The sequence below is a fragment of the Salarchaeum japonicum genome, from assembly GCF_020614395.1.
Lineage (GTDB): Archaea > Halobacteriota > Halobacteria > Halobacteriales > Halobacteriaceae > Salarchaeum > Salarchaeum japonicum.
On sequence record NZ_CP085324.1, the window covers coordinates 1,184,812 to 1,205,928 of the forward strand.

Consider the following 21,117-nt stretch of genomic DNA (forward strand, 5'->3'; position numbering starts at 1 on the left):
ATTTGCGTGATGTCGGAACCACTACTCGACGGGAAGACGGCGGTCATCACGGGCGCATCGAGCGGGAACGGCCGCAGCATGGCGCGGACGTTCGCCGAGGAGGGCGCGGACATCGTCGTCGCGGACATCCGCGACGAACCCCGCGAGGGTGGGACGCCGACGCACGAACTCGTCCCCGACGAGACGGACGCGGACGCCGCGTTCGTCGAGTGCGACGTGACGAACCGGAGCGACCTCGTGGACGCCGTAGACGCCGCCGAGGAGTTCGGCGGCATCGACGTGATGGTGAACAACGCCGGTATCTTCCGGAGCGAGGACTTCACCGAGGTGTCCGAGGACGAGTTCGACCAGCTCATGGACATCAACGTAAAGGGGACGTTCTTCGGCGCGCAGATCGCGGGCGAGCGCATGGCGGCGAACGGCGGCGGGAGCATCATCAACCTCTCCAGCGTCGCCGGTCTCAGCGGGTCGCCCGACCACGTCACGTACTGCACGTCGAAGGGCGCGGTACGACTCCTCACGTACGCGGTCGCCGCCGCGCTCGGCCCCGACGGCGTGCGGACGAACGCCATCCACCCCGGTCTCATCGAGACGGCGATGACGACGGAGGACGTGCCCATCATCGGGACGGACGCCGGCGACCAGTACCTTCAGGGGATTCCCTCCCGGCGCTGGGGTCAGCCGGACGACGTGGCGGACGCCGCGCTGTTCCTCGCGAGCGACCTCGCGAGTTACGTCAACGGCGAGTCGCTCGTCGTGGACGGCGGGATGTCGAACAGTCAGTGATCACTCGGCGGCCGCGATAGCTTCGAGCGCGATTTCGCGGGTGTCGGCGTCGATACCGCTCTCGCGGAGGTCGCGGGCGGTGTACCAGTCCCAGGCCTCCGGGCCTTCCTCGCCGTCCGCGGGGTCGATTTCTCTCCCCTCGACGGTGGCGAAGTAGACGTGGTCGACGTGCTGGTGGCCGACCGTACCGTCCGGGTGGACGTTGATGTCGTACAGCATCTGGTAGCGCGGCCGCGGGAGCGCTTCGCCCGCGGGCGCGGGCACGTCCGGCGCGTCCCCGAGGAGCGTCGGGTCGAGGCCGGTCTCCTCGCGGACTTCGCGCAGACCGGCCTCGTGGGGGAGTTCGTCCCGATCGACGTGGCCGCCCGGCGGGATGCGGATGCCGAGGCGGGCGTGTTCGTGGAGCGCGGTCGCTCCGTCGTGTACGACGTAGACGGTCGCGGTGAAGTGTCGCGTCGTCTCCATACCGCGAGAACGAGGGGGAGTCCTATGCGTCCATCGGGATGTCGCTCGCGGCTTCGAGGAGTTCGTGGTAGCGGTTGCGGATGGTGACCTCGCTGATGTTCGCGACCTCGCTCACCTGGTTCTGGGTGACGCGCTCGTTCACGAGCAGGCTCGCCGCGTACACCGCCGCGGCCGCCAGCCCGACCGGGGATTTCCCGCTCGTGATGCCCTCGTCCTGGGCGTTCGAGAGGAGTTCGCGCGCCTGTCGCTCCACCTCGTCGGAGAGGTCGAGGTCGCTCACGAACCGGGGGACGTAGCTCGCGGGGTCGGCGGGCGCGACCTCCAACCCGAGTTCGCGCACGACGTACCGGTAGGTGCGGGCGATTTCATCCTTGTCCACGCGACTGACGTTCGACACCTCGTCGAGACTCCGGGGCGTGTTCGCCTGTCGCGCCGCCGCGTACAGCGCCGACGTGGCGACGCCCTCGATACTGCGACCGGGAAGCAAGTCCTCGTCGAGCGCGCGCCGATAGATGACGGACGCCGTCTCCCGAACCGGCTTCGGAAGCCCCAACGCCGAACTCATGCGTTCGATTTCGCCGAGCGCCTGCTTCAGATTGCGCTCCTTCGAGTCCCTGGTGCGGAAGCGCTCGTTCCACTTACGCAGTCGCTGCATCTTCTGGCGCTGATTCGAACTCAAACTATTTCCGTAGGCGTCCTTGTCCTGCCAGCCGATGTTCGTGGACAGGCCCTTGTCGTGCATCATGTTCGTCGTCGGGGCACCCACGCGGCTCTTCTCGTCCTTCTCGGCGGCGTCGAACGCCCGCCACTCCGGCCCGCGGTCGATGCCGTCCTCCTCCACCACCAGCCCGCACTCCGTGCAGACGGTCTCGCCGCGCTCCTCGTCCACGGCGAGGCTCCCGCCGCACTCCGGACACTGGAGGTCCTCCGAGGACTCTGTCTCCTGCTCGGTGCGTCGCTCGTCGCTCCGTCGTCTGAGGCGTGAATCACTCATAGTGAACCCGGCGACGCCCCACGCGCGCCGCCCGTGTGTAATCGAGTGCCTAGTGGTGACGCCCGGCCGCTGAATAAGGCTTATGACCGTATCGAAACTCTTACCGACGCCACAACCGAGTCTCGGGATATGAGCGAACCCGCCGTCGACGCGGAGGAAGTCCGGCACGTCGCGGACCTCGCGCGCGTCACCCTCTCCGAGGACGAGGTGGACGCGTTCGCCGAGCAGTTCTCCGAGGTTCTCGGCTACTTCGAGGCCCTCGAAGACGTGCCCGAGGTCGAGTCCGAACCCGAACTCGTGAACGTGATGCGCGAAGACGAAGTCGAGGAGTCGCTCTCCCAGGAGGCGGCGCTCGCGAACGCCGACGAGAGCGAGGACGGCTTCTTCAAGGGGCCGCGGGTGTCGTAGATGTCGCACAACGCGTTCATCACCGAGACCGACATCGCGGGCGACGAGTCCGGCGTCCTCGACGGCCGCACGGTCGCCGTGAAGGACAACATCTCCACCGAGGGCGTCCGCACCACCTGCGGCTCGGAGATGCTCTCCGACTACGTCCCGCCCTACGACGCCACGGTCGTCTCCCGGCTCAAGGACGCCGGCGCGACCATCGTCGGGAAGGCGAACATGGACGAGTTCGGGATGGGGACCACCACGGAGACGTCCGCGTTCGGCCCCGTCACGAACCCCGTGGACGACGACCGCGTCCCCGGCGGCTCCTCCGGGGGAAGCGCGGCGGCGGTCGCGGCGGGCGACGCCGACCTCGCGCTCGGCAGCGACACCGGCGGCTCGATTCGCTGTCCCGCCGCCTACTGCGGCGTCGTCGGCATCAAACCCACGTACGGCCTCGTTTCGAGGTATGGCCTCGTCGCGTACGCGAACAGCCTCGAACAGATCGGCCCCATCGCGAACACCGTCGCGGACGCCGCCGAACTCCTCTCCGTCATCGCCGGCCCCGACGAGAACGACGGCACTACCCGGAAAGCGGGTGCTGACGCGGACTACGCGAGCGCCGCGACCGGCGACGTCGAGGGCCTGACCATCGGCGTGCCGACCCAGTTGGTCGGCGGCCGCGAGCGCGCGGGCGACGACCCCGCGGAGGGCGGTGAGACCCGCGCTGGCGCGGACGAGGCCGTGGTCGAGGTGTTCGAGGACGCGCTCGACGAGTACCGGGACGCGGGCGCGGAAATCGTCGAGGTCAGCCTGCCGTCGGTCGAGTACGCGGTCGCCGCGTACTACGTCATCGCCATGTCCGAGGCGTCCTCGAACCTCGCGCGGTTCGACGGCGTGCGCTACGGCACCTCGGGCGGCTACGACGGGAACTGGAACGAGGCGTTCTCGGACGCCCGCGAGGAGGGCTTCGGGGACGAAGTGAAACGCCGCGTCCTCCTCGGGACGTACGCGCTCTCCGCGGGCTACCACGACAAGTACTACAAGCAGGCGCAGGAGGCCCGCGCGTGGGTGAAACAGGACTTCGACGAGGCGTTCGAGACCGTGGACGTGCTCGCGTCCCCGACGATGCCGATGCTCCCGCCCGAACTCGGCGAAAGCCTCGACGACCCCCTCCAGATGTACCTCGCGGACGCGAACACGGTGCCGGTGAACCTCGCGAACCTCCCCGCAATCAGCGTGCCCGCGGGCGAGTCCGACGGCCTCCCGGTCGGCCTCCAGCTCGTCGGCCCGGCGTTCGGCGAGGAGACGATTATTCGCGCGGGCAGCCTGCTGGCCTAGGCGGCGTCCCGCCGTTTCTGTTCTCCGGTCGTTCCGTGCGCGTCGAGCGTCGGCGTCGCGTCGGCGTCGCGAACGCGGACATCGCGCTGCGGGAACGGTATCTCGACGCCGGCGGCGTCGAGGCGCGCGTAGATATCGCGGTTGAGTTCGTGGGTCGCGCGGCCGTCGTGGAGCGGGCTCGGCACCCAGACGAGGAGTTCGTAGTCGAGCGCCGAGTCCCCGAACCCGCGGAAGCGCGCCCGCGGACTCGGATTGCTCGCGGCGAGTTCGACGGCGTCCGCGGCGGCGAGCAGGCACTCCTCGACGGTGTCGAGGTCGCTCCCGTACGCGACGCCGACCGGAACTTTCACGCGGGTCTTCCCGACAGGCGCGGAGTGGTTCGTGAGCTGGGCGGAGTTCAGGACGGCGTTCGGGACGGTGACGACGACGTTGTCCCGGGTGAGGATGCGCGTGGAGCGAATCGAGATGTCCTGGACGGTGCCGGCGACGCCGGTGTCGAGTTCGACGTAGTCGCCGACGGCGTACGTGCCGTCCACGTAGAGAGAGATGGAGCCGAAGAAGTTCGCGACCGTGTCCTTCGCGGCGAACCCGATTGCAATACCGGCGATGCCGGCGGAGGCGAGGAGGGGCGTTATCTCTATCTCCCAGACGGTGAGCACGACGAACGCGGTCGCGACGAGCACGAGGAACGTCCAGAGGTTCTGGAAGATGGGCGCGAAGTCCGCGCCCTCGTCGGTGTGCGCGTCGTACGCGCGCAACCCCTGGGTTCCGAGGCGGGCGAGCGTGCGCGCCCAGACGAGCGCGGCGGCGGTGAGCGCGCTCGCGCGCAGGACGAGCGCGGTCGCGTCCGTCACGGGGACGACGCTGGGCGCGAGGAACGCGCCCGCGACGGCGACGGTCACGGGTATCGGAACCCGGAGTTCGCGGAGGAGCGCGTCGTCCACGGTCGTGCCGGTGCGGCGGGTGAGTCGGCGGACGGCGCGCAGGCCGACTTCGTTCACGAGCACGGCCGCGACGAAGGACGCCGTCACGAGGGCGGCGACGCCGAGCCACGGCGGCAGGCCGGCGAGCCAGTCGAGGAGTCCGGGAAGCATGCGGTCGGTAGGCGGTCTGCGGGCATAGCGTCTCCGGCGGCCACAGCGTTTTGGTGTGTTCGTTCGAGGAAGCCTGTATGGGAACGGAGGAACCGCCGGCTCCGAGCGGTGAGAACCGCGCCGGCGAGGAACCGAGCGCCGCGCCGGTCGGCGAGACGACCGACGAGGCGACGGTCACGGACGAGGGCGTCGAACTCGAACGAACCATCGGGCTCGTCGGCGGGCTCGCCATCGGCGTCGGGACGATGATAGGCGCGGGAATCTTCGTCTTCCCCGGTTTGGCCGCGGAGGAGGCGGGGCCGGCGGCGGCCGCGTCGTACGCCATCGGCGGCGTCATCGCGTTGCTCGTCGCGCTCCCGGCGTCGGAGCTCGCGACGGCGATGCCGCGCTCCGGCGGCGGCTACTACTTCATCTCGCGGTCGCTCGGGTCGCTCGCGGGCGCAATCGTCGGCATCAGCCTCTGGCTCGGATTGGTGTTCGCGTCCTCGTTCTACCTCGTCGGGTTCGGGAGCTACGCCGTCGAACTCCTCGGGCGCGCGGGCGTCGCGCTCTCCTGGCCCGTCCCGCCGACGACCGCGCTCGGCCTCGTGTTCGGCGCGCTCCTCACCGCGATGAGCTTCACCGGCACGGAGAACACCGCGAAACTCCAGAACGCGGTCGTCGCGTTGCTCCTCGTGATTCTCTCGGTCTTCCTCGGATACGGCGGCCTCGACGCGCTCGGCGTGTTCGGCGCGTCCTCGACCCCGGAGGCGTTCGCGCCGTTCGGCCTCGCGCCCGTGTTCACCACTGCCGCGCTCGTGTTCACGTCCTACCTCGGGTTCGCGCAGGTCGCGACGGTCGCCGGCGAAATCAAGAAACCCGGCCGCAACCTCCCGCTCGCGATGGTCGGGTCGGTGATTCTCGTCACCGTCTTCTACGTCGCCACCATCTTCGTCGCGACGAGCGCGTTCGGCAGCAAGACCCTCGGCGGGTTCGGGGAGACGGCGATGGTCGAGGTCGCGGGCGAGTTCTTCGGCCTGCCCGGCGTCATCGCCATCCTCCTCGCGGGCCTGCTCGCCACCGTGTCGAGCGCGAACGCGTCCATCATGAGCTCCTCGCGCGCCGTCTACGCCTTGAGCCGGGACGCGCTCCTCCCGAAGAAGGCGGGCGCGATTAACCTGAAGTACGGGACGCCGCACGTCGCGCTCGCGATGGCGGGCGTCCCCGTCCTCGTGCTCGTCGCGTCCGGGCAGACCGAGGTGCTCGCGGAGGTCGCGTCCTTCCTCCACCTCGTGATGTACGGCCTCATCTGCGTCGCGCTGTTCCAGATGCGGCGGAACACGCCCGAGTGGTACGACCCCGACTTCCGCGTCCCCGCCTATCGCGTGGTCGCGGGCGTCGGCGCGCTCGCGAGTTTCGGCCTCATCGCGTTCATGCAACGGCTCTCACAGGTAATCGGCGTGGCCTTGATGGTCGCGGCGGCCGCGTGGTATTACTACTACGCCCGCGACGTCTCCCTCAAGGGGGTGCTCTGAGATGAGAACGATACTGCTTCCGCTCCGCGTGCTGGAGGACGAATCGCTCTCGCCCGGCCTCGTCGAACTCCTCGCGCCGACGGACGTGCTCGTGCTCGGCTACTACCGCGTCCCCGACCAGACGCCGCCCGGCGCGGCGCGCGAGCAGTTCGGCGACCGCGCGCAGAAACGACTCGACGACGTGGCGGCCGCGCTCCGGGACGCGGGCGCGACCGTCGAGACCCGGATGGTGTTCACGGGCGAGGTCGAGCAGACCATCGCCCGCACCGCCGACGAGGCGGACGCGGACGCCGTCGTCCACCCGGGCGCGGCGATGCAGGTCGAGGACGTGCTCGTCCCGCTCGTCGGCCAGCCGGACCTCGCGGAGGTCGCGGGGTTCGTCGCCGGTCTCGTCGCCGGCCGCGACATCGACGTGACGACGTTCGCGCTGGACGAGAATCTCGCGCCCGAGGACGTGACGGCGGCGCTCCGCGAGGCGGGCGTGGACGCCGACCACCTCACCGCCGCGGACGCCTCCGGCGGCGGCCCCGTGGACGCCATCGCGTCCGTCGCCGCGGAGTACGACGCCATCGTGATGGGTGAACCGCAGCCGTCGCTCACGGAGTGGGTGTTCGGAGAGCTCGAAGACAGAGTCGCGACGGAAGCGCTCGGGCCCGTGTTCGTCGTCCGGGCGCGCGAGTAGTCACTCCTCGTAGACGAGGTTGAGAATCCACTGGCTGAACGCGTCGCTCTGCGGGTCGAGTTCCTCCTCGCCGACGAACGGCGAGAGCATGTCGCCCGCCATCAGGAGGGAGAAGTCGAGGTCGGCCTCGTCGATGACCGGTTCGAGGTAGTACGTGGTGTTCCCGTTGTAGACGGTTTCCTCGCGGTCGACGAGTCCGTACTCCTCCAGTTTGGAGGCGATGCGGCTCCCCTTCCGGGAGGACACGTCGAGTTCCTTCCAGAAGTCGCTCTGGTGGATGCCGCCGGTCTCGTGGACGAGCTCCACCGCCCGTCGTTCGACCTCCGAGAGTTCCGGCTGGTCGTCGCTGGCGCTCATAGTCGAATAGGCGTCCGCGCGCGGTTTAAATGTGGCCGTTGCGGTCGTCCGCGGGGTCGTACTTGGTGCGACACGGCGGGCCGTCAGCGTAGTCGAAGCGCACGTCGCCGGCGCTGTCGATGCGGACGAGCGAGGACGAGCGCGTGCCGAACCCGCGGTCTTCGTGGTGGACGCACGCGCCGACATCGTGGTCGCGCAGCACCGCCTTGGTCTCGTCCAGCCAGGCGTCGGGGTCGCCGTCAGTCGGCGGGAGGGCGTCGCGGACGGCGGGCGCGCGTTCGGGCGGCGCGTATCCGGTGTTCACGACGACGTGGACGCCGGGGTCGAGTCGCTCCTCGGTGAGCGTGCCGTCCCAGGAGAGGCGGACGGCGTCGTCGGCGTCCGCGAGCACGAGGTTGAAGCCGTCGTAGTCGTGCTCGTCGAGTTCCGCGCGGACGCGGTCGCGGGCCGCGTCAGCGGTGGGTTCTTCGAGCGCGTCCCTGACGAGCAGGCCGCGCGAGCGCTCGCCCTCCACGCCGTCGGCGCGCCGGTTCGTGATGCCGACGAACAGTCGGGTGTCGGTGACGCCCATCCACGTCCCGCCCGCCCGCTCGTCGGCGGGCGCGAGCGCCGGGCGCTCCCAGTCGCGAACCCGGGGCGGCGTCGAGGGCCGGTTCACCGATTCGTCGCGGTTCGCGGCGACCACCACGGGCGCGTCCGGGAACGCCCGCCACGCGAGTATCAGGGTGCACACGACCGGAGACACGAGCGCCGCGACTTAAACGTCCGCGGCCGCGGCGAGCGCCTCCCGGACGGCCGCGCGGTCGACCGTCCCCGACGCCGTGCGCGGCAGGTCGTCCGCGAACGCGACGGTTCGGGGAACCTTGTAGCCCGCGAGGCGCTCCCGGCAGAACGCCCGAATCTCGTCGGCGTCCGTCTCGCCCTCCGGGACGACGAGCGCGGCGACGCGTTCGCCCCACTCGGGGTCGTCCAGTCCGACGACGGCCGCCTCCGTGACGGCGGGGTGGTCGCGGAGCACGTCCAGCACTTCGGCGGGGTGGACGTTCTCGCCGCCGGTGATGATGCGGTCGGACTGCCGGTTCAGGACGTGAAGCCGGCCGCTCGCGTCGATGTAGCCGGCGTCCCCGGTGTCGAAGCCGTGCCGGGTGAAGGCGTCGGCGTTCGCCTCGGGCGCGTCGTAGTACCCGGGCGTGATGGAGGGGCCGGCGACGTGTATCGCGCCGACTTCGCCCGCCGGGAGTTCGCCCTCGGGCCCGGCGACGGTCACGTCGTAGCCCATCAGCGGCCGGCCGACGGAGTCGGGCGCGGCCTCGGTCTCGGCGGGCGTGCCGGTCGCAATCTGCGAGGCCGCTTCGGTCATCCCGTAACTCGGATGGACGGGGACGCCGCGCGACACCGCGTCCTCGCGGAGTTCGACGGGCGTGGGCGCGCCGCCGACGAGGGCGAAGCGGAGCGAGTCGGGGAACTCGCCGGCGTCGAGCATCCGGCGGAGCATCGTCGGCACGAGACTCACGCCCGTGCAGTCGTGGGCGTCGAGGTTGTGGAGGGTTCGCGCGGCGTCGAAGCCGCGTTGGACGACTGCCGTCGTCCCGTAGAGGACGCTCCGCAGGACGATGGAGAGGCCGCCCATGTGGTACATCGAGAGCGGGCAGAGCCAGCGGTCGTCGGGGAGGGCGCCGAGGCGGAAGGCGGACGCGGCGGCGGCGGCGAGGAAGTTCGCGTGCGTCAACCGCACGGCTTTCGGGTCGCCGGTCGTGCCCGACGTGAACATCAGCGCGAGCGCGTCCGAGACCGACCGGTCGGGTTCGGGAACCGCCGCGTCGTGTGCGTCGAGCGCGTCCACGCCCTCGTGGTCGGGCGCGTCCACGGACGCGACGGGAACCTCGCCGGCGGCTTCGACCGCGTCGGTCTCGCTCTCGGCTTCGGTGACGACGACGTGCACGTCCGCGGTCTCGACCTGCCCCGCGAGTTCGGCGGGCGCGAGGCGGGCGTTCAGGGGGACGAGCGTCGCGCCGACGCGCTGTGCGGCGAACACGAGGCGGACGAACGCGGGCCGGGTCTCCATCAGCACGCCGACGTGGTCGCCGGGTTCGACGCCCAGTCCCGCGAGGCGGCGCGAGGTGGTCTCCACCGCGTCGTCGAGGTCGCGGAACGACCACTCTCGGGAGGAATCCGCGTCCACGAGCGCGAGCGCGTCCGGCGACGCGCGGACGCGGTGGGCGAGCCAGTCCCTCACGGCTCCACCTCCCCGGGGAGGTTTCCGGGTTCCTGCGGGACGCTGACTTCACCGTCCTCGACGGGCGCGGGGTCGGGCGCGAGGTCGTCGTCGAGCAGGTGGGCGGTGGCGAGGCCGCACGCGGGCATGCCGGGGAGGCTGGCGGCGAGGTGGACGGCGGCGGTGCGGGCGACCACGGCGTCGATGGTCGTGGTCGCGACCGCCGCGACCCCGGCTTCGCGCGCGGTCAGCGCGGCCTCGCGGGCGCGGTCGATGCCGCCGAGCGCCATCGGCTTCAGGACGACGGCGTCCGCCGACTCGGCCGCGAGCACCTCGCGAATCCCGTGTTCGGTGAGCGTCTCGTCGAGCGCGACGCCCACGTCGTGTTCGCGGAGCGCCGCGTGCCCGTCGAGGTCGCCCTTCGCGAGCGGCTGTTCGACGTACGAGACGACGCCGGCGAGTTCGTCGAATACATAGTTCGCCTCGTCGGCGCTCCAGGCGGCGTTCGCGTCCGCGCGGAGTTCCACGTCCGCGCCGACCGCCTCCCGCACCGCGCGGAGGCGTTCCACGTCGTCCGCGACGGGTCGCGCGCCGACCTTCACCTTCACGCAGTCGAACCCGGACGCGACGGCCTCCCGGGCGGACTCGACGGTTCCCTCGACCGGGGCGTCGCCGACGGTGGCGTTCGCGGGCACGGATTCGACACGGGCGTCGTCGTCCGCGAGGAATCGGTACAGGGGTTCCTGTTCGACCCGGCTGGCGGCGTCGAGGTGCGCGAGCGAGACGGCGTGGCGAGCGGCCGGCCGGCCCTCGCAGGCGTCGAGCGCGGCCTGCCAGTCGGGGAGCGCGGCGTCCGCGGTTTCGAGCGCGTCTCGGCAGTCCTCGTGGGACTCCGTCCAGCCGGGGAGGGGGGTGGCTTCGCCGAGGCCGTCGCGGGAGCGGAGGAGGAATCCCTCGCGTTCGGTGATGGTTCCGGCGGCGGTGTCGAGCGAGTCGGCGAGCGGGAGGGAGAACGAGGAAATCATAGCGCGAGTCCGAGCGCGAACAGGACGGTGTAGAGCGCGAGCGTCTGGCCCGTCCGGGTGAGCGCGGGGTTCAGTTCGTCGCCCGCGGTCTCGGTGAGGACGGTGCGGGTGACGGACGCGGCGAGCGGGAGCGAGAGCAGGGGGAGGAGGACGAGCGGGTCGGCGGTGCGGAGGTAGAACCAGCCCGGGGTGAGGTAGGCGAGCGCGAACAGCGCGACGTACTGCGCGCGGCTGAACGCGTAGCCGAACCGGACGGCGAGCGTGTTCTTCCCCGTTCGGGCGTCCTCCTCGCGGTCGCGGACGTTGTTCACGACGAGGACGTTCGTCGCGATCGCGCCGACGGGCAGGCTCGCAACGAAGGCGTCCACGGTGACGGTTCCCGCGGGAATCCAGGCGGGGAACGCGCCCGCGACCAGGGAGGCGGCCTGCACGTAGTACGTGCCGACGACGGCGACGATACCGAAGAAGACGAAGACGAACAGGTCGCCGAGTCCGTGGTAGCCCAGGGGGTAGGGGCCGCCGGTGTACGCGATGCCGGACGCGACCGACAGGAGGCCGATGACGAGGATGGGGACGCCGCCGACGTACACGAGGGAGGTGCCGAGGAGGATGGCGGCGGCGAACGTCCCGTACATCGCGCGCTTCACCTCGCCGGGTTCGATGAGGCCGCTCGCGGTCACCCGGGTGAACCCCTCGCGGTCGTCGGTGTCCGCGCCCTGCACGGCGTCGTAGTAGTCGTTCGCGAAGTTCGTGCCGATCTGGATGAGGAGCGACCCGACGAGCGCCGCGAGCGCCGGGAGGGGCGCGAACACGCCGTCCCGGAGCGCGAGTCCGACTCCGACGACGACGGGCGCGGCGGCGGCCGGGAACGTGTGCGGGCGCGCCGCGACCACCCACGCGCGCGTCCGCGAGATGTCCGCTTCCGCTTCTGACATACGCCCGGGTTCGTGGCGGTGGAGGAAAGCGCCTGCGATTGTCCGACCCCGTGCGGTTTTTCCCGCCGGCGCTCGGACTCCCCGGGCGTGTCCGACACCGCGGCCGACATCGAACCGGAGCGCGCACCGCGCGGGGAGGGCTGGCTGTACGCGTGGGGCGGCGCGAACGTCGCCATCGGCGTCGCGAGCCTCCTCGTCCCGCTCTACGTCGTCCAGCTCGGCGGGGACGCCGTCGCGCTCGGCGTGCTCTGGTTCGCCACCTCGATGGCGATGGCACCGAGTTCGCTCGCGGTCGGCCCGCTCACCGACCGGTTCGGCCATCAGCGCACGGTCGTCCTCGTCGGGTTCGCGGGTATCGCCGTCGCGTTCGCCGCGCTCCCGCTCCTCGGGTCGGTCGCCGCGGTCGTCGTCGCGGACGCGGCGCTCTGGCTGTTCGTCGCCGCGGTCACGCCCGTCATCACCACGCTCGTGCTCGCGGACGCCCCGCAGTCCCGCTGGAACGGCCGCATCGCCCGCCTCAACAAGTACCAGGGGTACGGCTGGACCGCCGGCCTCGTGCTCGGGTCTGTGTGGACGCTCGTCGTCGGCTCGCGCCTCCCCGCGATAGACACCCAGCGCGCGCTCCTCTGGCTCTGCGCGGCCATCACCGTCGCCTGCACCGCCGCGGCCGCGCGCTCCCTCCCGAGCGAACCCGGCACGCGCGGCCTCCGCGGCCGCCTCCGCTCCCGGCCGTCCCGGCGCGCCGTCCGCGCCGTCTTCTCCCCACTTCTTCCGGGGCGCGTCGTCTCGCTCGCCCGCACCACCAGCCCCCGCGACCTCCTCACCGGCCTCAGCCGCCCCCTCATCGTCTACTTCGCCGCCGTCTCCGTCTTCTTCGCGGGGTTCTCCGTGTTCAGCGCGCCGCTCCCGGACTTCCTCACGCAGGCCGGGTTCGGGGACGGTGCCGTGTTCGCGCTGTACGTCGTCTCCAGTCTCGCGTCCGCCGTGTTCTACGTCGGCGCGGGCGAACTCGCAGACCGCTACGACCTCCGCCGCCTCCAGTCCGGCGCGCTCGGCCTGCGAGCCGTCGTCTTCCCCGTCGTCGCCGCCGTCGGGTACGCCGTCCAGGCCTCGACGCTCACCGGATTGGCCGCCGTCGCCTGCCTGTTCGCGCTCACCGGTCTCTCCTGGGCGGTCATCGCCGTCACCGCGAACTCGCTCGTCGCCCGGTACGCCAGCCCCGGGAACCGCGGGGCCGCGCTCGGCCTCTACACCGCGCTCTCCTCCGCCGCGGGCGGCGTCGGCGGCCTCCTCGGCGGCTGGCTCGCCGCCGCCTACGACTACGTCCCGACGTTCACGGTCGCCGCCGTGCTCGTCGTCGCCGGCGCGGCCGTCGTGCTCGCGCTCGACGCCATCGACGCCAATCCCACGAACTGAGAACGCGAGTCGGAGTTAACAACCAGGGGGTGGAAGGAGGACGTGTGACACGTCCCCCGTGTCACGCTCGCTACGGGAGTACGAACGACCCCCGTCGTTCGCCTGACCATCCCGACATGCACTGACTGGCACCCGCCGTCGTCGGGCGCTCGCGCGGCTCCGTAGCGGCCGTGCGTGGACGCGCCCGGCGCGCGGCGAATCGGACACACATCCGGGGACGGCTCCCCCTCGTCCCCCTCCTGCAGTCTGTCCTACTCTGCGGTCTCTACGTTTCTGAACTCGAAGCGCGCGCCGCCCGACTCGCTCTCCGTCAACTCGACCCGCCAGCCGTGCGCTTCCGCGATGGTGCGCGCGATGTTCAACCCGAATCCGGTGCCGTGGTCGCTCGACGAGTACCCGGTCTCGAACACGCGCTCGCGCTCCTCGTCGGGGATGCCGGGGCCGTCGTCGGCGACGTAGAACCCCGCGCCGTCGGAGAGCCAGCCGACCGTCACGGTCACGCGGCCGTCGTCGCCCGCGCCGTGCTCGACGGCGTTCCGGAAGAGGTTTTCGAGGAGTTGCCGGACGCGGCTTCCGTCGGCGCGCACCCGCGGGAGGTCGCGGGTTTCGAGCGTGGCCTCTGCGGTGTCCACGGTCTCCCACGCGTCCGTCACGACACCCGACAGCGACACGGTCTCGGGGTCGTTCACGGTGTCTCCCTGCCGGGCGAGCGCGAGCACGTCCTCGACGAGTTCGTGCATCCGGGAGAGCGCGTCGTCCACGCGGTCGAGCGCGTCCGCCGTCTCCGCGTCCGCCGTCTCGCGCGCGATGTCGACGTAGCCCTCCGCGACGTTCAGGGGGTTGCGGAGGTCGTGGCTGACGACGCTCGCGAACTCCTCCAGGCGGCGGTTCTGCCGGGCGAGTTCCTGTTCGCGTTGCGCGAGTCGCTCCCGGGTTTCGATGACGGCGATGGCGTTCCCGAGCGTCTCCCCGAGTTCCGTGAGCACGTCGCGTTCGGTCTCGTCGAACACGTCCGGGCGGTCGGCGTAAATGCTGTAGAACCCGTAGACGGTGTCGTCGTGGTGGATAGGGACGACGGCGAGCGACTGGACGCCGTGCTCGCGGAGCATACGCCACCACGGCTCCATCGTCTCGTCCGCGTACACGTCCGGAATCGCCTGCGTCTCACGCGTCTTGATGGCGCGCCCGCCAGCCCCCTGTCCCTTCTCGGTGTCGTCCGTGGGGATGGTGAGTGAGTCGAAGTAGTCGTCGGGCAGGCCCGCCCACGCGGACGGCCGCACCACGTCCGCCTCGGCGTCGTACCGGCCGACCCAGACGGCCTCGTAGGGGTCGGACGTGGCGAGGCGGTCGCAGACGGCCTGTTCGAGGGTGTCGCGGTCGTTCGCGTGCACGACCTCCTGGGTGGCGACGCGGAGCGCGTTCGTGATGCGGTTCAGGCGGTCGAGGTCGCGCTGGCGCTTCCGGTTTCGCGCGTCGTACACGCCGACGAGCACGCCCGCGAGCGCGCCGACCGTCGCCGCGTCCACGATAGCCGTCGAGAACAGGGACGTGAACACGGGCGCGTCCGCGGTCACCCAGAGCACCGCCGCCGGCAACAGCCCCGCGGCGACCGCCGTCCACGCGAGCACCCGGGTCGTACACCACGCCGACACGAGCCCGCCGCGCGCGATGGCCACGCCGACGCCCGCGATGGCGACGGAGAGCGCCGTCGTCACCGCGAACGCCAGCGGCGGCTCCGACCCCGTCGTTCCCGCGTGCCCGACCGCGAGCGCCGCCCCGAGCGCCACGAGCACCCCGCCACACACCCGCCGGGACACCACGACCATACTTACACTCGACGTGACGCACGAAAATAGATTGGGGCGGGATAGCGAGAGCGGTGTACCGACGGACAGTACCGGTCGCCGAAGGCGACCGGGTTTTTCCCTCCAGGTTTTTGTCGGAGCGGGGCGCTTCGCGCCCCTCTCGGAGAAAAAGGTGGGTTAGTAGTACCAGGGGTAGTCGTCGAAGTCGGGGTCGCGGTTTTCGAGGAAGGCTTCCCGGCCTTCGCGTGCTTCGTCGGTCATGTAGCCGAGGCGGGTGGCTTCGCCGGCGAAGACCTGCTGGCCGACCATGCCGTCGTCGGCCATGTTGAAGGCGTACTTGAGCATGCGGACGGCGGTCGGGCTCTTCCGACTCATCTCGTCCGCCCAGTCGAGCGCCACGTCCTCCAGGTCGTCGTGGGCGACGGCTTCGTTCACCATGCCCATGTCGGCGGCTTCCTCGGCCGAGTAGGTCTTCCCGCGGAAGAACACCTCGCGGGCTTTCTTCTGCCCGACCTGTTTGGCGAGGTAGGCGGAGCCGAATCCGGCGTCGAAGGAGGCGACGTCGGGGTCGGTCTGGAGGAACTTCGCGTGGTCGTCGCTGGCGAGCGTGATGTCGCAGACGACGTGGAGGGAGTGGCCGCCGCCGACGGCCCAGCCCGGGACGACGGCGACGACGGGCTTGGGCATGAAGCGGATGGCGCGCTGGACTTCGAGAATGTGGAGGCGGCCCGCCTCACCGGGGTCGGGGTTCTCGTCTTCGCCCTGGTATTCGTACCCGGAGTCGCCGCGGACGGACTGGTCGCCGCCCGAGCAGAACGCCCAGCCGCCGTCCTTGGGACTGGGGCCGTTGCCGGTGAGGAGGACGCACCCGATGTCGGTCTGGCGTTTCGCGTGGTCGAGCGCGGTGGCGAGTTCGTCCACGGTTCCGGGACGGAACGCGTTGCGTTTCTCGGGGCGGTCGAACGCGATGCGGACGGCGTCCACGTCCGTCCCGCGGTGGTACGTGATGTCGCGGAAGTCGAAGCCCTCGACCTGCTCCCAGCGGTCGGGGTCGAAGAGTTCAGAGACCATACTCGCACTCCCGGGCAAGCGCGCAAAAAGCTTCCCTACTCGCCGTCTCGGTCGTCGAGGACGCCGCGAATGCGTTCGAGTTCCGCGAGCACGTCGTCGAGCGTCGCGTCCCCGCCACTCGGTCGCGGTTCGCTTCCGGTGGCGTCGCCCGCGCCGCGTTCGGCGCGCACGCGCTCGACGAGTCGGTCGCGGACTTCCTCGTAGTCGGTGATGGCGCTCACGGTGACCTCGGGGGTGGTCTGGCCGGAGCGACCGGCGGTCTGGACGGCGACCGACCCGACGCCGAAGTACCGGAGCACCGGCCCCTGTTTGGTCTCGACGTTCGTGATGCGGGCGTACGGAACCGTGCTCTTCGAGCGGAAGAAGACGCCGCCGCGCGCCTCGAACTCGTCGCGTCCGAACCGGTAGCCGACGGTTCGCTCGTACGCGCCCGCCCACCACCAGACGAGCGCGAGGACGACGAACGCGACGGCGGCGACGGCGGCGGGGACGTACCAGGGCGCGGCGAACGCGGTTCCGACGACGGGAATCGCGGCGACGAACAGTATCAGCAGGAGGAATTGCACGCGGTAGACCGCGGCGACGGCGTCCGACCCGAACCACTCCGATTCGCTGTGCGTGCTCATACCGGAGAGACGCACACGACCGGCTTAAACGGCCAGGGAGGCGTGCGCGCTCGTGTCACGCGAGCTCCTCGACCACGCGCTCGCGGAGTTCCTCGCGGCGTCGGTGGCTCGCTTCGGCGTCGGTCACGACCTCGATGACCTGGGTTCCCTCGCTCGTGAGGCTGGCGCGGTAGCGCTCGGGGAAGCCGTCGCAGTCGGTGCGGGCGTAGTCGAAGCCGTAGAGGTCGCCCGTCGGTTCGAAGTCGAGGCCGTGCGGGGTCTTGAACTGGCCCTGGAACGGCGGGTCGAAGTCCTCGATGGGGAGCATGTGGAAGATGCCGCCGCCGTCGTTGTTCACGAGGACGACGGTCGCGGACTGGTCGCAGCGCGCGAGCGCGAGCAGGCCGTTCATGTCGTGGTAGTACGCGAGGTCGCCCGTGAGGAGGACGAGCGGGTCGTCCGTCGCGCTCCCCGCGCCGAGCGCGGTGGAGGTGACGCCGTCGATGCCGGACGCGCCGCGGTTCGCGAGCACGGACACGTCGGCGTCCCGGGGCCGAGCGAACCGGTCGATGTCCCGGACGGGCATCGAGTTCGAGACGAACACCGTCGCGGGGTCGGGCGCGGACCCGACGACCTCCCGGGCTATCGCGCCCTCCAGTCGGTCGGCGTCCGCGACGGCGTCCCAGTGCGCGCGCTCGGCGGCGCGGAGTTCCGGCCAGTCCGCGCCCCGCTCGTCGGCGCGCGCGGCGAGACTGCGGGCGAGCGGCGCGGGGTCGCTGACGACGAGGTCGCTCGCGGTGAACGAGGCCTCCCGCCAGCCGGCGGCGGGATCGACGAGCGCCTGGCGGGCGTCAGTGCGCGCGAGGTAGTTCCGGAGCGGCTTCGAAGTGGGGGACGCGCCGAACCGCAGGACGAGGTCGGGACTCGGCCAGTCGGCGGTGACGCGGTCGTCGAGGTAGCCGTCGTACCCGCCGAGCGTCGGTACCTCGACCGTGTGCCCGCCGAACCGGAGGCCGGAGAGCGGGTCGGCGAGCACGGGATAGCCGAGGGCGTCCGCGAGTCGGCCGATTGCGGGGGCGTGCGTCGGATGGTCGGTCGGGCCGGCGACGACGAGCCCGCGCTCGGCGTCCGCGACGAGCGTTTCGAGCCGGTCGAGCGACTCCTCGCTGGGCTGCGTTTCGCCCGCGTGGTGGGTGACGAACGGGGCGTCCCGGCCGTTCGCGGCGAGCGGGTACTCGGTATCGAAGTCGTCGGAAACGGCGTGGGGCGGCTTCGATTCTGTCGGTTCGAGCGGCTTCTGGAACGGGCAGTTCAGGTGTACCGGGCCGGGGTTCGCGCCCCGGGATTCCGCGAGCGCGCGGTGAACCGTCGTGCGGACGGCGCGCAGGCGGCGCGGTTCCGCGTTCGGCTCGGGGAGGTCTTTGTAGAACCGGACGGAACTCCCGTAGAGTTTCTCCTGGTCGACGGTCTGGTTCGCGCCGCTGTCGCGGAGTTCGGCGGGGCGGTCGGCGGTGAGCAGGAGGAGCGGGACGCGCGATTGCGAGGCCTCCATCACGGCCGGGTGGAGGTTCGCGGTCGCGGTGCCGGAGGTGGTGACGACGGGCGTCGGGCGGCCGGTGCGTTTCGCGCGGCCGAGCGCGAAGAACGCCGCGGCGCGCTCGTCGAGGTGGCTGAACACGCGAATATCGTCGTGGGCGTCGAACGCGACGGTCAGCGGCGTGGAGCGACTGCCGGGCGCGACGCAGACGGAGTCGATTCCGGCCTTCGCGAGTTCGTCGACGATCGCGCGCGCGAACAGCGTGCTCCGGTTGGGTGCGGTCATTCGAGCGCGTCCAGTATCGGCCGGTACTTGAGGAGGACTTCCTCCCACTCGGTGTCGGGGTCGGAGTCCGCGACGATGCCGTTACCCGCGAACAGCGTGGCCGCGCCGTCGTCCGCGACGGCCGACCGGAGGGCGACCGCGAACGTGCCGTCGCCGTCCGCGTCGAACCAGCCGACGGGCGCGGCGTACCAGCCGCGGTCGAACGTCTCTATCTCTCGAATCGCGTCCAGCGCGGCGGCCGGCGGGAGGCCGCCGACGGCGGGCGTGGGGTGGAGGGCGTCGGCGAGCGCGAGGACGTGGTCGTCGGTGTCGGCGCTGATGGGCGTGAAGAGATGCTGGACGTTGGTGAGCTTCCGCACCTGTTGGTCGCCGGTCGCGACGTTCCGCGCGTGGCCGTCGAGCTGGTCGCGGATGCTGTCCGCCACGAGCTGGTGTTCGTGCTGGTACTTCTCCGAGTTGCGGAGGTCGGCTTCGAGCGCGTCGTCCTCCGCGGGCGTGTCGCCGCGGGGCGCGGTGGACGCGAGCGCGCCGGTTTCGAGGCGGCCGCCGTGGCGGGTGACGAGGCGTTCGGGGGTCGCGCCGAAGAACGTCCGGCCGCCGTTCGCGCGGAACGCGAACCGGAAGCAGTCCGGGTAGGCGTCCGCGAGGCGGTCGAAGGCGTCCGGGAGGGAGAACGCGCCGTCGAGTTCCGCGCGGAGCGACTGCGCGAGCACGGCCTTCTCCAGCGTTCCGGACTCGATGCGCTCGACGACCTGTTCGACCTGGTCGCGCCAGGTCTCGCGGTCGGTGGTTCGCTCCGTCCGCCGGACGCCGGGCGGGGCGGCGAGGTCGCCGTGGGTGGTGTCGCGGGCGGCGGCGGCGACTTTGTCGAGCGTCCGTTCGACGGACGCGGGCGTGGCGTCCGCGCCGTACTCGTTCACCGTGAGGTAGGTGGCGTCGTCGGTGACGGTGAACTGGACGTGCGGCAGGACGAACCCCGCGCCGGGAAAGCCGTCCCAGACGCCGGTGGCGTCGTGTCTGTCGTGGAAGGAGAAACCGCCGACGAACCGGGGGCGCGCGACGTGCGGGGCGGCGTCGGGGCGGTCGATTGACGAGAAGACGGTCGCGGCCTGCTCGCGCACGGACGCGAAGCGGTCGGTGCCGCTCGCGGTGACGAACGCGGCCGCGCCGCGCGCGAGGACGGCGGGTTCGTTTGGCGCAGTCCAGATGGCGTGCGGTCGTTCCGCGGCCCGCACGAGCGCCGAGAGCGGCGCGTCGTCGAGGCGGCGGGTTCGGCTGACGAGCCGTCCGCCCGCCGGCACGGACTCCTGCGCGTTGCGCCGAGTTCCCATTACCCGATTTTCGGACGGCGGTCGTTTATACTTTCCAGTACGCGACCACGCCCGAATACCGTGAGTTATATTAGAACTAGAAAATATTATTCGAATACGATGGTAGACGACCGGATTCCGACGACGCACATCGGCAGCCTCCCCCGACCGCCCGAACTCCTCGACCTCCTCAAACAGCGCGAAGAGGGCGAGGACGTCGACCCCGACGAGTGGGAAGCCGCGACCACCGACGCGACCCACGAGGTCGTCCGCCGGCAGGCCGACGTGGGCATCGACAGCGCGAACAACGGCGAACAGTCCCGCGTCTCCTTCAACTGGTACGTGAAGAACCGCCTCAGCGGCATCGAAGGCACCGAAGAACAGGAACTCTGGGCCGACCTCCAGGACTACCCCGAGTACGCCGAGGAGACGTTCAAGACCGACGTCATCAACCTCGCGGAACACCCGGTCGTCACCGGCCCCATCGAGTACACCGGCGTCGAGGAAGCAGAAGCCGAAATCGCCGAGTTCGAGGCCGCGCTCGATGACGTCGACGCCGACTTCTCGGACACATTCCTCACGTCCGCGTCCCCGAGCGTCGTCACCGCCACGCACGTGAACGACCATTACGACGACTACGAGGAGTACCTGTTCGCCGCCGCCGACGCGATGCAGACGGAGTACGAACTCGTCGCGGACGCCGGGTTCACGCTCCAGATCGACGCGCCCGAACTCCTCACCGTCGGCCAGACCGCCGCGTACGCCGACGCCTCCTTGGAGGAAATCAAGGACGCAACCCGCCTCCACGTCCAAGCGCTGAACGAGGCGCTCGAAAACGTCCCCGCAGAACAAGTGCGCCTGCACACCTGTTGGGGGAGCTACGAGGGCCCCGGCCACCTCGACACGCCGCTCGCCGAGATGCTGCCCGTGCTCTACGAAGCCGACATCACCGGCCTGAGCGTCGAGCAGGCGAACCCCCGCCACCAGCACGAGTACCGCGCGTTCGCCGAACACCCACTGCCCGACGGCTGGACGCTCATCCCCGGCGTCGTGGACGTGAAGACGAACATCATCGACCACCCCGAAACCATCGCGGACAGGATAGAGCGCGTCGCCGACGCCGTCCCCGACGACACCCAGTTGGTCGCCGCGCCCGACTGCGGGTTCGGCACGCAAGCCGGCATCGGCATGGTCGACCCCGAAATCGCGTGGGCGAAACTCGAAGCGCTCGACGACGGCGCACAGATAGCCGCAGACCGCATCTACTAGGAAGAAGACCTATTCTCCCGCGCG

Annotated in this window: 20 protein-coding genes; 7 read left to right on the forward strand and 13 right to left on the reverse strand. The window is 70.8% G+C overall.

Going from position 1 to position 21,117, the window contains the following annotated elements; translation table 11 throughout:
• Nucleotides 1-9 precede the first annotated feature (9 nt).
• Nucleotides 10-786, forward strand: a complete 777-nt coding sequence (locus LI334_RS06795) for an SDR family oxidoreductase (RefSeq protein WP_227259639.1) — start codon at nucleotides 10-12, stop codon at nucleotides 784-786.
• Here the strand turns inward: LI334_RS06795 and LI334_RS06800 are convergent, their stop codons facing one another.
• Together LI334_RS06800 and LI334_RS06805 are read right to left on the reverse strand one after the other, a co-directional pair.
• On the reverse strand, nucleotides 787-1,251 hold the full coding sequence (locus tag LI334_RS06800; RefSeq protein WP_227259640.1) for an NUDIX hydrolase: 465 nt from the start codon (nucleotides 1,249-1,251) through the stop codon (nucleotides 787-789).
• Nucleotides 1,252-1,273: 22 nt separating this feature from the next.
• The gene (locus tag LI334_RS06805; RefSeq protein WP_227259641.1) at nucleotides 1,274-2,245 is read right to left on the reverse strand and encodes a transcription initiation factor IIB; all 972 of its coding nucleotides are present in this window, start codon (nucleotides 2,243-2,245) and stop codon (nucleotides 1,274-1,276) included.
• Between the two features lie 129 nt (nucleotides 2,246-2,374).
• Here LI334_RS06805 and gatC point away from each other — a divergent pair, with 129 nt between their 5' ends.
• Nucleotides 2,375-2,653 (forward strand): Asp-tRNA(Asn)/Glu-tRNA(Gln) amidotransferase subunit GatC, encoded by a 279-nt coding sequence (gatC, locus tag LI334_RS06810; RefSeq protein WP_227259642.1) that lies wholly within the window; start codon nucleotides 2,375-2,377, stop codon nucleotides 2,651-2,653.
• Nucleotides 2,654-3,973 carry an Asp-tRNA(Asn)/Glu-tRNA(Gln) amidotransferase subunit GatA gene (gene gatA / locus LI334_RS06815; RefSeq protein WP_227259643.1) on the forward strand — a complete coding sequence of 440 codons (1,320 nt, stop codon included), beginning with the start codon at nucleotides 2,654-2,656 and terminating at the stop codon, nucleotides 3,971-3,973.
• On the opposite strand, the gene LI334_RS06820 is transcribed toward gatA, so the two are convergent.
• Nucleotides 3,970-5,067, reverse strand: coding sequence for a mechanosensitive ion channel family protein (locus LI334_RS06820; RefSeq protein ID WP_227259644.1), 1,098 nt, complete (start codon nucleotides 5,065-5,067; stop codon nucleotides 3,970-3,972). The genes gatA and LI334_RS06820 overlap by 4 nt on opposite strands.
• Nucleotides 5,068-5,144: 77 nt before the next feature.
• Between LI334_RS06820 and LI334_RS06825 the strand changes: the two genes are divergently transcribed.
• Nucleotides 5,145-6,581, forward strand: coding sequence for an APC family permease (locus tag LI334_RS06825; protein WP_227259645.1), 1,437 nt, complete (start codon nucleotides 5,145-5,147; stop codon nucleotides 6,579-6,581).
• Between the two features lies 1 nt (nucleotide 6,582).
• Nucleotides 6,583-7,263, forward strand: coding sequence for a universal stress protein (locus tag LI334_RS06830; RefSeq protein WP_227259646.1), 681 nt, complete (start codon nucleotides 6,583-6,585; stop codon nucleotides 7,261-7,263).
• On the opposite strand, the gene LI334_RS06835 is transcribed toward LI334_RS06830, so the two are convergent.
• The 5 genes from LI334_RS06835 to LI334_RS06855 are packed head-to-tail and all read right to left on the reverse strand — an operon-like array spanning nucleotide 7,264 to nucleotide 11,795.
• A complete protein-coding gene (locus tag LI334_RS06835) occupies nucleotides 7,264-7,620 on the reverse strand; it encodes a helix-turn-helix transcriptional regulator (RefSeq protein ID WP_227259647.1) in 357 nt (118 codons plus the stop codon).
• 25 nt (nucleotides 7,621-7,645) lie between these two features.
• Nucleotides 7,646-8,353, reverse strand: coding sequence for an NRDE family protein (locus LI334_RS06840; protein WP_227259648.1), 708 nt, complete (start codon nucleotides 8,351-8,353; stop codon nucleotides 7,646-7,648).
• A 24-nt stretch (nucleotides 8,354-8,377) separates the two neighbouring features.
• A complete protein-coding gene (gene menE, locus LI334_RS06845) occupies nucleotides 8,378-9,856 on the reverse strand; it encodes an o-succinylbenzoate--CoA ligase (protein WP_227259649.1) in 1,479 nt (492 codons plus the stop codon).
• Entirely contained in the window at nucleotides 9,853-10,860 is a 1,008-nt protein-coding gene (locus LI334_RS06850) for a mandelate racemase/muconate lactonizing enzyme family protein (protein ID WP_227259650.1), read from the reverse strand. The genes menE and LI334_RS06850 overlap by 4 nt, the downstream gene beginning before the upstream one ends.
• Nucleotides 10,857-11,795, reverse strand: coding sequence for a 1,4-dihydroxy-2-naphthoate polyprenyltransferase (locus LI334_RS06855; RefSeq protein WP_227259651.1), 939 nt, complete (start codon nucleotides 11,793-11,795; stop codon nucleotides 10,857-10,859). Before LI334_RS06855 ends, LI334_RS06850 begins: the two co-directional genes overlap by 4 nt.
• 87 nt (nucleotides 11,796-11,882) lie before the next feature.
• Between LI334_RS06855 and LI334_RS06860 the strand changes: the two genes are divergently transcribed.
• Nucleotides 11,883-13,211: an MFS transporter gene (locus LI334_RS06860; RefSeq protein WP_227259652.1), complete on the forward strand. Its 1,329-nt coding sequence runs from the start codon at nucleotides 11,883-11,885 to the stop codon at nucleotides 13,209-13,211.
• 251 nt (nucleotides 13,212-13,462) lie between these two features.
• Here the strand turns inward: LI334_RS06860 and LI334_RS06865 are convergent, their stop codons facing one another.
• From LI334_RS06865 to LI334_RS06885, 5 genes are all read right to left on the reverse strand, one after another.
• Entirely contained in the window at nucleotides 13,463-15,037 is a 1,575-nt protein-coding gene (locus LI334_RS06865) for an ATP-binding protein (protein WP_227259653.1), read from the reverse strand.
• A 156-nt stretch (nucleotides 15,038-15,193) separates the two neighbouring features.
• The gene (locus LI334_RS06870; RefSeq protein ID WP_227259654.1) at nucleotides 15,194-16,087 is read right to left on the reverse strand and encodes a 1,4-dihydroxy-2-naphthoyl-CoA synthase; all 894 of its coding nucleotides are present in this window, start codon (nucleotides 16,085-16,087) and stop codon (nucleotides 15,194-15,196) included.
• A gap of 35 nt (nucleotides 16,088-16,122) precedes the next feature.
• Nucleotides 16,123-16,713, reverse strand: a complete 591-nt coding sequence (locus LI334_RS06875) for a PH domain-containing protein (protein WP_227259655.1) — start codon at nucleotides 16,711-16,713, stop codon at nucleotides 16,123-16,125.
• Nucleotides 16,714-16,768: 55 nt separating this feature from the next.
• Nucleotides 16,769-18,514: a 2-succinyl-5-enolpyruvyl-6-hydroxy-3-cyclohexene-1-carboxylic-acid synthase gene (gene menD / locus LI334_RS06880; RefSeq protein ID WP_227259656.1), complete on the reverse strand. Its 1,746-nt coding sequence runs from the start codon at nucleotides 18,512-18,514 to the stop codon at nucleotides 16,769-16,771.
• Nucleotides 18,511-19,845 carry an isochorismate synthase gene (locus LI334_RS06885; protein WP_227259657.1) on the reverse strand — a complete coding sequence of 445 codons (1,335 nt, stop codon included), beginning with the start codon at nucleotides 19,843-19,845 and terminating at the stop codon, nucleotides 18,511-18,513. The genes menD and LI334_RS06885 overlap by 4 nt, the downstream gene beginning before the upstream one ends.
• Before the next feature lie 99 nt (nucleotides 19,846-19,944).
• Between LI334_RS06885 and LI334_RS06890 the strand changes: the two genes are divergently transcribed.
• Entirely contained in the window at nucleotides 19,945-21,093 is a 1,149-nt protein-coding gene (locus tag LI334_RS06890; protein WP_227259658.1) for a cobalamin-independent methionine synthase II family protein, read from the forward strand.
• The last annotated feature ends 24 nt before the right edge of the window (nucleotides 21,094-21,117 follow it).

Excerpts from the sequence above, each read along its gene's own strand:
- LI334_RS06855 (WP_227259651.1), bottom strand. The coding sequence starts at position 11,795 with ATGTCAGAAGCGGAAGCGGACATCTCGCGGACGCGCGCGTGGGTGGTC.
- LI334_RS06830 (WP_227259646.1), top strand. The coding sequence starts at position 6,583 with ATGAGAACGATACTGCTTCCGCTCCGCGTGCTGGAGGACGAATCGCTC.
- LI334_RS06885 (WP_227259657.1), bottom strand. The coding sequence starts at position 19,845 with ATGGGAACTCGGCGCAACGCGCAGGAGTCCGTGCCGGCGGGCGGACGG.
- LI334_RS06825 (WP_227259645.1), top strand. The coding sequence starts at position 5,145 with ATGGGAACGGAGGAACCGCCGGCTCCGAGCGGTGAGAACCGCGCCGGC.
- LI334_RS06820 (WP_227259644.1), bottom strand. The coding sequence starts at position 5,067 with ATGCTTCCCGGACTCCTCGACTGGCTCGCCGGCCTGCCGCCGTGGCTC.
- LI334_RS06890 (WP_227259658.1), top strand. The coding sequence starts at position 19,945 with ATGGTAGACGACCGGATTCCGACGACGCACATCGGCAGCCTCCCCCGA.
- LI334_RS06875 (WP_227259655.1), bottom strand. The coding sequence starts at position 16,713 with ATGAGCACGCACAGCGAATCGGAGTGGTTCGGGTCGGACGCCGTCGCC.
- LI334_RS06795 (WP_227259639.1), top strand. The coding sequence starts at position 10 with ATGTCGGAACCACTACTCGACGGGAAGACGGCGGTCATCACGGGCGCA.
- LI334_RS06870 (WP_227259654.1), bottom strand. The coding sequence starts at position 16,087 with ATGGTCTCTGAACTCTTCGACCCCGACCGCTGGGAGCAGGTCGAGGGC.
- gatA (WP_227259643.1), top strand. The coding sequence starts at position 2,654 with ATGTCGCACAACGCGTTCATCACCGAGACCGACATCGCGGGCGACGAG.
- LI334_RS06865 (WP_227259653.1), bottom strand. The coding sequence starts at position 15,037 with ATGGTCGTGGTGTCCCGGCGGGTGTGTGGCGGGGTGCTCGTGGCGCTC.
- gatC (WP_227259642.1), top strand. The coding sequence starts at position 2,375 with ATGAGCGAACCCGCCGTCGACGCGGAGGAAGTCCGGCACGTCGCGGAC.
- LI334_RS06835 (WP_227259647.1), bottom strand. The coding sequence starts at position 7,620 with ATGAGCGCCAGCGACGACCAGCCGGAACTCTCGGAGGTCGAACGACGG.
- LI334_RS06850 (WP_227259650.1), bottom strand. The coding sequence starts at position 10,860 with ATGATTTCCTCGTTCTCCCTCCCGCTCGCCGACTCGCTCGACACCGCC.
- menD (WP_227259656.1), bottom strand. The coding sequence starts at position 18,514 with ATGACCGCACCCAACCGGAGCACGCTGTTCGCGCGCGCGATCGTCGAC.
- LI334_RS06805 (WP_227259641.1), bottom strand. The coding sequence starts at position 2,245 with ATGAGTGATTCACGCCTCAGACGACGGAGCGACGAGCGACGCACCGAG.
- LI334_RS06800 (WP_227259640.1), bottom strand. The coding sequence starts at position 1,251 with ATGGAGACGACGCGACACTTCACCGCGACCGTCTACGTCGTACACGAC.